The sequence below is a fragment of the Streptomyces sp. NPDC031265 genome, assembly GCF_055570295.1.
Genome location: NZ_JBVIHM010000013.1, coordinates 150,371 through 160,423 on the forward strand (window position 1 = coordinate 150,371; position 10,053 = coordinate 160,423).

At 72.2% G+C, this 10,053-nt stretch carries 9 protein-coding genes; 7 read left to right on the plus strand and 2 right to left on the minus strand.

The window, feature by feature from the left end; translation table 11 throughout:
* Positions 1-127: 127 nt before the first annotated feature.
* Positions 128-1,375 (minus strand): glycoside hydrolase family 18 protein, encoded by a 1,248-nt coding sequence (locus ACZ499_RS21370; RefSeq protein WP_468676997.1) that lies wholly within the window; start codon positions 1,373-1,375, stop codon positions 128-130.
* A gap of 338 nt (positions 1,376-1,713) precedes the next feature.
* Here ACZ499_RS21370 and ACZ499_RS21375 point away from each other — a divergent pair, with 338 nt between their 5' ends.
* The 3 genes from ACZ499_RS21375 (at position 1,714) to ACZ499_RS21385 (ending at position 5,286) form a co-directional block, all read left to right on the plus strand.
* Entirely contained in the window at positions 1,714-2,886 is a 1,173-nt protein-coding gene (locus tag ACZ499_RS21375) for an acyl-CoA dehydrogenase family protein (RefSeq protein ID WP_468677000.1), read from the plus strand.
* A gap of 114 nt (positions 2,887-3,000) precedes the next feature.
* The gene (locus tag ACZ499_RS21380) at positions 3,001-4,122 is read left to right on the plus strand and encodes an Rv3169 family protein (RefSeq protein WP_468677001.1); all 1,122 of its coding nucleotides are present in this window, start codon (positions 3,001-3,003) and stop codon (positions 4,120-4,122) included.
* A gap of 30 nt (positions 4,123-4,152) precedes the next feature.
* Positions 4,153-5,286, plus strand: coding sequence for a phosphotransferase family protein (locus tag ACZ499_RS21385; protein WP_468677002.1), 1,134 nt, complete (start codon positions 4,153-4,155; stop codon positions 5,284-5,286).
* A gap of 7 nt (positions 5,287-5,293) precedes the next feature.
* Here ACZ499_RS21385 and ACZ499_RS21390 read toward each other — a convergent pair whose 3' ends face one another.
* Complete coding sequence (locus ACZ499_RS21390) at positions 5,294-5,734, minus strand: hypothetical protein (RefSeq protein ID WP_385826876.1); 441 nt, start codon at positions 5,732-5,734, stop codon at positions 5,294-5,296.
* A 202-nt stretch (positions 5,735-5,936) separates the two neighbouring features.
* On the opposite strand from ACZ499_RS21390, the gene ACZ499_RS21395 reads away from it, so the two are divergent.
* From ACZ499_RS21395 to fxsA, 4 genes are all read left to right on the plus strand, one after another.
* Positions 5,937-6,377 carry an Lrp/AsnC family transcriptional regulator gene (locus ACZ499_RS21395; protein WP_067155585.1) on the plus strand — a complete coding sequence of 147 codons (441 nt, stop codon included), beginning with the start codon at positions 5,937-5,939 and terminating at the stop codon, positions 6,375-6,377.
* A 9-nt stretch (positions 6,378-6,386) separates the two neighbouring features.
* Positions 6,387-8,066 (plus strand): amidohydrolase, encoded by a 1,680-nt coding sequence (locus ACZ499_RS21400; protein ID WP_468677004.1) that lies wholly within the window; start codon positions 6,387-6,389, stop codon positions 8,064-8,066.
* 412 nt (positions 8,067-8,478) lie between these two features.
* A complete protein-coding gene (locus ACZ499_RS21405; protein WP_385543248.1) occupies positions 8,479-9,246 on the plus strand; it encodes a polyprenol monophosphomannose synthase in 768 nt (255 codons plus the stop codon).
* 80 nt (positions 9,247-9,326) lie between these two features.
* Positions 9,327-9,902: an FxsA family membrane protein gene (gene fxsA, locus ACZ499_RS21410; protein WP_468677007.1), complete on the plus strand. Its 576-nt coding sequence runs from the start codon at positions 9,327-9,329 to the stop codon at positions 9,900-9,902.
* Positions 9,903-10,053 lie beyond the last annotated feature (151 nt).

Genomic DNA, 10,053 nt, shown 5'->3' on the forward strand with positions numbered 1-10,053 from the left:
ATTATGGAGGACAAGAAACACAAGGAGCGATCGCGCGCTGCCCTTCCCCTCACCAAACGCGGGGGGGGGGGGGGGGGGGGGCGCCCGCCCCCCCCCCCCCCCCCCCCCCCCTCGCCCCGCTCCCGGGCTACTTGATGGACTTGATCAGCTCACCGCCGGAGGTGTCGCCGCTGAGCTCCCAGAAGAAGGTGCCCCCGAGACCCTGGTTGTTCTTGTAGGCCATCTTTCCGGCGATGGTGGACGGGGTGTCGTAGCTCCACCAGTTGTTCCCGCAGTACGCGTACGCCGTGCCCGCGACCGTGCCGTTCGCCGGGCACTTGGTCTTGAGCACCTTGTAGTCGTCGATGCCCTGCTCATAGGTGCCGGACGCCGGGCCGGTGGCCGTGCCGCCCGGAGCCTTCTGGGTCACGCCGGTCCAGCCGCGCCCGTAGAAGCCGATGCCGAGCAGCAGCTTGCCCGCCGGGACGCCGAGGCTCTTCAGCTTCTGGATGGCCGCGTCGGTGTGGAAGCCCTGGGTGGGGATGCCGCTGTAGGAGGTGAGCGGGGAGTGCGGGGCCGTGGGGCCCTGCGCCGCCCAGGCGCCGAAGAAGTCGTACGTCATCGGGTTGTACCAGTCGACGTACTGGGCCGCGCCCGCGTAGTTGGCCTTCTCGATCTTGCCGCCCGCCGAGGCGTCGGCGGTGATCGCGGCGGTGACCAGGTTCGAGGAGCCGAACTTGGCCCGCAGCGCGGCCATCACGTTCTTGAAGGCCGCCCGCCCGCTGGTGTCGCAGGAGAGACCGCAGGCGTTGGGGTACTCCCAGTCGATGTCGATGCCGTCGAAGACGTCGGCCCAGCGCGGGTCCTCGACCAGGCTGTAGCAGGAGCCGGCGAAGGCGGCGGGGTTCTTGGCGGCCTCAGCGAACCCGCCCGACCAGGTCCAGCCGCCGAACGACCACAGCACCTTGAGCCCGGGGTGCTTCTTCTTGAGCTCGCGCAGCTGGTTGATGCTGCCCGCGACCGGCTGGTCCCACTTGTCGGCGGTTCCGTCGACGCTGGAGGAGGCGTCATAGGTCTTCTGGTAGTCGGCGTAGGCGTCCCCGATGGCGCACTTGCCGCCGGTGACGTTGCCGAACGCGTAGTTGATGTGGGTCAGTCTGGCCGCCGAGCCCGACGTCTCGACGTTCTTGACGTGGTAGTTGCGCTGGTAGACGCCCCAGTCGGTGAAGTACCCGACGACCTTGGAGCCGGCCGCCAACGGGGCCCGGGCGGCGGCGGGTTCGGGCGATGCGGTGGCGCTGCCGGTCCCGGCGAGCAGGGTGACGCCGAGCGCGGCGGTACACGCGGCGGCTGTAAGCGCCCGGAAACGGGCGCGCGGACGGGCTGGTCTGAGCATCGTGATCTCCTCGTGGGGGAGGGGAGCCGTTCACAGGTGCTTGACATGAACGCGGTGAATCGTTCAACGGAACGGTAGGAGGACTAGACCAGTTCCGTCAATGGTTCGGACCAACTTCGGAGCAGCTCATTCCGTAACTGCCGTAGGGGGCAATCCGTGATCTTGGAACCAGTGACGGGAGGCGTCCGATCGGGCATACTCACAGCGCCACAGCCACCAGTCTGCAGCTTCCGTGATCCGGGAGGGTAGACATCGGCTGTCCGGCAGAGTCACCGGCGGCGCCGCCACACCCTGCGCGCGCGTCCGCCGAAGCGCCCGACAGGGAGGAGAGCGCCGCCATGCCCGACCGCGCCCCGCAGCCGGTGGACCGACAGCTGCCCACCGAGGAGGCCCGGGACCTCGTTGCGCTGGTACGCGACATCGTCCAGCGGGAGATCGTTCCTCATGCCGCCGAGCAGGAGGACGCCGGACGCTTTCCGCGCGAGGTCTTCTCGCTGCTGTCCGAATCCGGGCTGCTCGGTCTTCCGTACGACTCCGAGTTCGGCGGCGGTGACCAGCCGTACGAGGTGTACCTCCAGGTCCTCGAAGAGCTCGCCGCCGCCCGCCTCACGGTCGGCCTCGGCGTCAGCGTCCACTCGCTGGCCTGCCACGCACTGGCGGGCTACGGCACCAAGCAGCAGCAGGCCGACCACCTGCCCGCCATGCTCGGCGGCGGTCTGCTCGGCGCGTACTGCCTCTCCGAGCCCGCATCCGGTTCCGACGCGGCCTCCCTGCGCACCAAGGCGGTACGGGACGGTGATGGCTGGGTGATCACCGGGACCAAGGCCTGGATCACCCACGGCGGGATCGCCGACTTCTACACGGTCCTCGCCCGCACCGGCGGCGAGGGTGCCCGGGGCATCACGGCCTTCCTGGTCCCCGGCGACGCCGAGGGGCTGAGCGCGGCCGCGCCCGAGAAGAAGATGGGTATGAAGGGCTCGCCCACCGCCCAGCTGCACTTCGACGGGGTCCGGGTGTCCGACGGCCGTCGCCTCGGCGAGGAGGGCCAGGGCTTCGCCATCGCGCTCTCCGCCCTGGACTCCGGCCGGCTCGGGATCGCCGCCTGCGCCATCGGCGTCGCCCAGGCCGCCCTGGACGAGGCGGTGGCGTACGCGACCGGGCGCCAGCAGTTCGGCCGGCCCATCGCGGACTTCCAGGGTCTGCGCTTCATGCTGGCGGACATGGCCACCCAGATCGAGGCGGGCCGGGCGCTGTACCTGTCGGCCGCGCGGCTGCGGGACGCCGGACGGCCCTTCTCCAAGGAGGCCGCGATGGCGAAGCTGTTCTGCACGGACGCGGCGATGAAGGTCACCACCGATGCGGTCCAGGTGCTCGGCGGCTACGGCTACACCGCCGACTTCCCGGTCGAGCGCCTGATGCGCGAGGCCAAGGTCCTCCAGATCGTCGAGGGCACCAACCAGATCCAGCGGATGGTCGTCGCCCGCCACCTGGCGGGTCCGGAGACCCGCTGACCTCTCGTACGGGCCGGGGCGCGCGAGCCACATCCGCGCGCCCCGGCTCATGGGGGCTTGTTTTTCACGGCTTCTGACGTACCGTCAACTTCCCTGTCGTCCAGGAGGTTAGCCGTGTCCCAGGACCGTCCGATCGCACTCGACGAATACCCGATCCACCAGGTCCCGCTCTCCCTGAAACACGTCGCCACCGGCGACCGCAACGCCTATGACCGCTGCATCTTCCACGTCTTCGACCACCACGGCCGCGCGCTGCTGATCGCCGGACTCGGCGTCTATCCCAACACCGGGGTCATCGACGCCTACGCCACCCTGCGCCTCGGCGACCGGCTGCACGCCGTCCGCGCCAGCGACGCGCTCACCGACGACCGGATGGACCTCTCCGTCGGCCCGCTGCGCATCACCGTCGACGAGCCGCTGCGCCGCCTCACCCTGCACTGCGCCCCCGACCCCGCCGACCCCGTCTCGCTCTCGTACGAGATCACCTGGCAGGCCGATTTCCCGGCGGTCTGGGAGCCGCACCACGTCCAGCGCCGGGGCGACCGCCTCACCCTCGAAGGCCGCCGCTTCGTCCAGGCGGGCCGCTGCACCGGCGCGATCCGGGTCGCGGACGAGGAGATACCGGTCACGGCGGGGGAGTGGACCGGCACCCGCGACCGCAGCTGGGGGGTGCGCCCGATCCCCGGCGAGAGCGACGGGCGCGCCGAGGAACACCGGCCCGAGGGGTTCCACTGGCTCTGGGCGCCGGTCCGCTTCGACGACCGCTTCCTGATGGTGATCGCCCAGGAGGACGCAGACGGCTACCGCACGCTCAACGAGGCCGTGCTCGTCCGCGAGGGCCGCCCCGACGCCCAACTGGGCTGGCCCCAGGCCGACATCACCTACCGGTCCGGCACCCGCCACCCCGAACGCGCGGTCGTCCACCTCACCGACGCCGCCCGCAAGCCCCTGGAACTCGGCGTCGAGGTGCTCACCTCCTCGCCGCTTGCCGTCGGCGCCGGGTATCCGCCCGCCGACGACTGGCAGCACGGCACCTGGCAGGGGCGGAGCTGGACCGACCGCCGCCTCTACGACCTCTCCGACCCGGCCGCCCACCCGATGGCCGCCTACGGCGTCACCGACCATGCCGCCCGCTTCACGCTCGACGGGCGCACCGGATACGGGATCTTCGAGCACGGCAGCTTCGGCCGCCACGACCCCAGCGGCTTCGCCACGTACACCTCCGTCGCGCCCTGACCCCCCCGTGCCCCGAGAAGGGATACGCCCATGGCCACGGCACCACGCCCCCGCACCACCACGCGCGACCCCCAGGAGCTCGTCCGCAGGCTCACCGGCTGGCTCGACGCACGGCTGCCCGGCGCCCGCGTCACCGGCGTCGAGGTGCCGTCCTCCAACGGCATGTCGAGCGAGACCCTGCTCTTCGGCCTCGACCACCCGGCCGCGCCGTCCCCCAAGCTCTCGACTTCGCTCCAGCAGGGGGGACCCCCATTCGCCTGCGCCCTGCGGCTCGCCGCCGACCCGGCCGCGTACACCGTCTTCCCGGTGTACGACATGGCCCGCCAGCACCGGGTGATGCGCCTGGTCGCCGAGCACACCGACGTCCCGGTGCCACGGGTGCTGTGGCTGGAAGAGGACCCCACCGCGCTCGGCGCCCCGTTCTTCGTGATGGAGCGCGCCGAGGGGCGCGTACCGCCCGACGTCATGCCCTATACGTACGAGGGCAACTGGCTGCACTCCGCGAGCGACGCCGAGCGGGCACGCCTTGAGGACGCCACGGTCGCGGTGCTCGCCCGGCTGCACGACCGGTTCCCGGCCGGGGAGGCCGCCTTCCTGCTCCCGGAGGGCGAGGGCTCACCCCTGCGGCGCCATGTGGCGGCCCAACGGGCCTACTACGACTGGGTGGTGGACGGCCTGGCCCGCTCCCCGCTCATCGAGTCCGCGTTCGACTGGCTCGACGCGCACTGGCCCGCCGACGAAGGTCCGGCGGTGCTCTGCTGGGGCGACGCGCGGATCGGCAACATCGTCTACGACGGCTTCGAGCCCGCCGCCGTCCTCGACTGGGAGATGGCGGCCCTCGGCCCGCGCGAACTCGACCTCGGTTGGACCGTCTATCTGCACCGCTTCTTCCAGGACCTGACGGTGAGTTCCGGCCAGCCCGGCCTGCCCGACTTCCTGAGACGGGACCACATCGAGGCGCGCTACGCCGAGTTGACCGGGCACACCCCGCGCGCCATGGAGTTCCACACGCTCTACGCCGCCCTGCGGCACGCCGTGGTGATGCTCAGGATCGCCTACCGGCAACTGCACTTCGGCGAGGTCCGGGTCCCCGACGACCCGGACGCGCTGATCCTGCACCGGGGCAGCCTGGAGGCGATGGTGCGGGGAACGTACTGGAACTGACCCGGGCCTAGGCGGCACGCCGCATGCGCGGCACCCGCATCGGACGCGAGCCCGGACCGTGGACGTGCGAGAAGGGCTGCGTCCGCCAGTCGAGGCCCTGGGGGAGCGTCAGGAGCAGCGCGGTGTCCTGCTCCTGGACCTCCTTGGAGGTGTCCGCGGGCCTGCTCTGCGAGGCCGCGCGGCCGGTCCCGGCGCACACCGTGAGGACGAACGGGTTCCAGGGGCTCGGGCACAGCGCGTGCTCCGGCAGCACCGTCTCGTCCGCGAGGAGCGCGATCGGCTGGGCGCAGTCCGGGCAGATCACCCGGTACATCTCGAAGGTGTCGTAGGCGTCCGCGGCCTCGTCGTCGGCGAGCTCGTCCTCGACGGTGCGATCAACGGGCTCCGGATCGGTGCGTTCATCGGTGCGTTCATTCGACACACGTCCGCCACGCTTCATGTTCTGCATTGGGTTCTCCCCCTCGGGTGGGCCGGCAAGGCGCCGTCGCCGCGACCACAGCAAGCAATTCCCGCCAGGCCCCGGCCGTAACCGCGGCGCCCCGCGGCAGCACGTCACAAGCCTGTGGCATTCGTCACATGCCCGCCGCAGGTGCCCCTTCCGGTTGCCGCCGACTGTGCCGGAGGGGACCTGTGGGAATAGGTTGATCCGCATGGAGGAGCTGGACCGTCAGATCGTGGATCTGCTCGTCAAGGACGGGCGGATGAGCTACACCGACCTGGGCAAGGCCACAGGCCTGTCCACCTCGGCCGTGCACCAGCGGGTACGCCGTCTGGAGCAGCGCGGAGTCATCCGCGGCTACGTCGCCGTCGTGGACCCCGAGGCGGTGGGGCTGCCGCTGACCGCGTTCATCTCGGTCAAGCCGTTCGACCCGAGCGCCCCCGACGACATCGCCGAACGGCTGGCCGACGTGCCGGAGATAGAGGCGTGCCACAGCGTCGCGGGCGACGAGAACTACATCCTCAAGGTGCGGGTGGCCACCCCGCTGGAGCTGGAGCACCTGCTGACCCGCATCCGCTCGCTGGCCGGCGTCTCCACCCGGACGACCGTCGTTCTCTCGACCCCGTACGAGGCACGGCCGCCGCGTATCTAGGCTGTTCCCATGAGTTCCGAGAGCGCCGCCGCCCTTCCGGCCCGAACCGTCGCCCCGCTGTCCACCGGCGAGCCCGACCACCGCACCGTGCTGCTGCGCGGCGGGGAGGTCCACAGCCCCGCCGACCCGTTCGCCACGGCGATGGTCGTCGAACGCGGGCACGTCGCCTGGGTCGGCTCCGAAGGTGCGGCCGACGCCTTCGCGGCCGGCGTCGACGAGGTGATCGACCTCGAAGGGGCCCTTGTCACCCCGGCGTTCACCGATGCGCATGTGCACACCACGGCCACCGGCCTGGCACTCACCGGCCTCGACCTGTCGTCTGCCCGCACCCGCGCCGAGGCCCTGGCGGCGGTACGGGCCTACGCCGCCGGCCGCCCCGACGACGACGTGCTGCTCGGCCACGGCTGGGACTCCGCGCGCTGGCCCGAGCGGACCCCGCCCACCCGCGCCGAGCTCGACGGGGCCACCGGCGGCCGCCCGCTCTACCTGCCGCGCATCGACGTCCACTCGGCCGTCGCGACCACCGCGCTCCTCGACCGGATCCCGGGCGTCACCGGGCTCGACGGCTACCACCCGGACGCCCCGCTGACCGCCGCCGCCCACCACGCGGTACGGGCCGCCGCACACGCGGCGATCACCCCGCGCCAGCGCGAGGAGGCCCAGCGGGCCGCGCTGCACCAGGCGGCCTCGCTCGGCATCGGCACCCTCCACGAGTGCGGCGGCCCCGAGATCTCCGACGAGGACGACTTCACCTCGCTCCTGAAGCTGGCCCGTGACGAGGCGGGCCCGCGCGTCTTCGGCTACTGGGCCGAGCGGGTCACCGGCCCCAAGGACGCCGATCGCATCCGCGAACTCGGCGCGCTCGGCGCGGCCGGGGACCTCTTCGTCGACGGCGCGCTCGGCTCGCACACCGCCTGTCTGCACGAGCCGTACGCCGACGCCCCGCACACCGGCACCGGCCACCTGGACGCGGCCGACGTCGCCGCCCATGTGGCCGCCTGCACCGAGGCCGGGCTCCAGGCCGGGTTCCACGCCATCGGGGACGCCGCCGTCACCGCGGTCGTCGAGGGGGTGCGGGCCGCCGCCGCCAAGGTGGGCCTGGCCCGCGTCCGCGCCGCCCGGCACCGCGTAGAGCACGCCGAGATGCTCACCCCCGAGACCATCGCCGCCTTCGCCGAGCTCGGCCTCACCGCCTCCGTGCAGCCCGCGTTCGACGCGCTGTGGGGCGGCGAGGAGGGCATGTACGCCGAGAGGCTCGGCGCCGAGCGGGCGCGCACCCTCAACCCGTACGCGGCCCTGCTGCGCGCCGGAGTGCCGCTCGCCTTCGGCTCGGACTCGCCGGTCACCCCGCTCGACCCGTGGGGCACCGTCCGCGCGGCCGCCTTCCACCGGACCGCCGAGCACCGGGTCTCGGCCCGCGCCGCCTTCACCGCCCACACCCGGGGCGGCTGGCGCGCCATCGGCCGGGACGATGCGGGCACCCTGGTGCCGGGCGCGCCCGCCGACTACGCGGTGTGGCGCACCGGCGAGCTCGTGGTGCAGGCGCCGGACGACCGGGTGGCCCGCTGGTCGACCGACCCGCGCTCGGGCACGCCCGGACTGCCGGACCTCAGCCCCGGGGCGGCGCTGCCGGTCTGCCTGCGCACGGTGGTGTTCGGACAAACGGTCTTCGTCCGGCCGAACGAGTGACGTAGGGACATTTCGTACGCCCGTCAGGCTGCCCTCCGGGCGCCGCCATCACCTGCGGATCCTCCTGGCTGACCTGCTGGTTTCCCTCGACGTCGCAGGTCGAACGGCTGTTGACAGCGAGCGGCGGGGGGCGGGTAGGTTCGGCCGGGTCCACCACAGGACGTCCGGCCGACAGAAGGTTTCTGCCGTCCGGGGGGTCCCCCCTGCTCCGCGGGAGCTCGGGGGAGGGTGCGACCCGGATGGGGTCCGGACGTTCAGTAGACAACGGCTCCAGGCAGCCCGCAGCCAGCGGGTCCGAGGCCGGCCCGAAGGGCGCCGGGCCCCCATTCCGACACCCGGGGACCTCGCCGTGCGGGAGTGCCCGGACCGCTCGCTATGGTGGTGCCCTGCGTACGGACAATAAGGGGCAGCAGTGAACGACGGCGGTCAGAGGCGGTACGGCCCGCTCGGCAGAGCCTTGGTGATCATCCCGACCTACAACGAGGCGGAGAACATCAAGCCGATCGTCTCCCGCGTCAGGGAGTCGGTCCCCGAGGCCCACGTCCTGATCGCCGACGACAACAGCCCCGACGGCACCGGCAAGATCGCCGACGAGCTGGCCGCCGAGGACGACCACGTCCACGTCCTGCACCGCAAGGGCAAGGAGGGCCTGGGCGCCGCCTACCTCGCGGGTTTCCGCTGGGGCGCCGACGAGGGCTACGGCGTCCTGGTGGAGATGGACGCCGACGGCTCCCACCAGCCCGAGGAGCTGCCCCGGCTGCTCACCGCGCTCAAGGGGGCCGACCTGGTCCTCGGCTCGCGCTGGGTGCCGGGCGGCCGGGTGGTGAACTGGCCCAAGAGCCGCGAGTTCATCTCCCGCGGCGGCTCCACCTACTCCCGGCTGCTGCTCGGTGTGGACATCCGCGACGTCACCGGCGGGTTCCGGGCCTTCCGCCGCGAGACCCTCGAAGGCCTCGGCCTGGACGAGGTGGCCTCGCAGGGCTACTGCTTCCAGGTCGACCTGGCGCGCCGTGCCGTCGCCGCCGGCTACCACGTGGTCGAGGTGCCGATCACCTTCGTCGAGCGTGAGCGCGGCGACTCCAAGATGAGCAACGACATCATCGTCGAGGCGCTGTGGCGGGTCACCGCCTGGGGCGTCGGCTCGCGCGCCAACAAGCTCCTGGGCCGCAAGCCGTCCTGAGCGGGCGGTCCGGCTCCGGTTCGCCGTCCGCCGGCGGATCCTTTACGCCGTCCCGTCATGCTCCCAGGCACACTGGGAGCATGACGACCGGCACCGTGCCCCCGACCCTGCCCAAGCGCTCCCGTGCGCGCACCCTCGTCCCGCTGGGGATCGCGGCCTGGCTCCTCGTGGAGATCTGGCTGCTGATCACCGTGGCGGACGCGGCCGGCGGACTGACCGTGTTCGCCCTGCTGGTCGGCGGTGTCGTGCTCGGCTCGTTCGTCATCAAGCGGGCCGGGCGCCGGGCCTTTCGCAACCTCACCGAGACCATCCAGCAGCAGCAGTCCGGGACGGCTCCCGGCGCGGGCCCCCAGCCCGGCAGCGAGGGCAATACCCTGACCATGCTGGCCGGCCTGCTGCTGATCGTCCCGGGCTTGCTCTCGGACGCGCTCGGGCTGCTCTGCCTGGTGCCGCCGGTGCGCAAAGCGGTCTCCCGGTACGTGGAGCGCTCGCTGGAGAAGCGGATGCGCACAGCGGCGCCCGGCAGCCTGGGCGACGCCTTCCAGCAGGCCCGTATGCAGCACCCGGACGGCAAGGTGGTGCAGGGCGAGGTCATCCGGGACGACCAGCGCCCGCAGCGGGACGACCAGGGGCCCCGTCCGCCGCTGACCCACTGAGGTTCATACGTACGGCGACTTGACGCAAAGAAGAGGGCCGGTCACACCGTTACGGTGTGACCTGTCCCCCCCTCTTCCGTTTCCTCCCCGAGCGCCTGCGCGCCTCCCCTGCACTGCGACCGTCGCGCGGGGGTACGGCAATGTTTCTGGA

Bases quoted from the DNA above. Each gene is read 5' to 3' on its own strand.
- ACZ499_RS21385 (WP_468677002.1), top strand. From the start codon at position 4,153: ATGGCCACGGCACCACGCCCCCGCACCACCACGCGCGACCCCCAGGAG.
- ACZ499_RS21395 (WP_067155585.1), top strand. From the start codon at position 5,937: ATGGAGGAGCTGGACCGTCAGATCGTGGATCTGCTCGTCAAGGACGGG.
- ACZ499_RS21390 (WP_385826876.1), bottom strand. From the start codon at position 5,734: ATGCAGAACATGAAGCGTGGCGGACGTGTGTCGAATGAACGCACCGAT.
- ACZ499_RS21400 (WP_468677004.1), top strand. From the start codon at position 6,387: ATGAGTTCCGAGAGCGCCGCCGCCCTTCCGGCCCGAACCGTCGCCCCG.
- fxsA (WP_468677007.1), top strand. From the start codon at position 9,327: ATGACGACCGGCACCGTGCCCCCGACCCTGCCCAAGCGCTCCCGTGCG.
- ACZ499_RS21370 (WP_468676997.1), bottom strand. From the start codon at position 1,375: ATGCTCAGACCAGCCCGTCCGCGCGCCCGTTTCCGGGCGCTTACAGCC.
- ACZ499_RS21375 (WP_468677000.1), top strand. From the start codon at position 1,714: ATGCCCGACCGCGCCCCGCAGCCGGTGGACCGACAGCTGCCCACCGAG.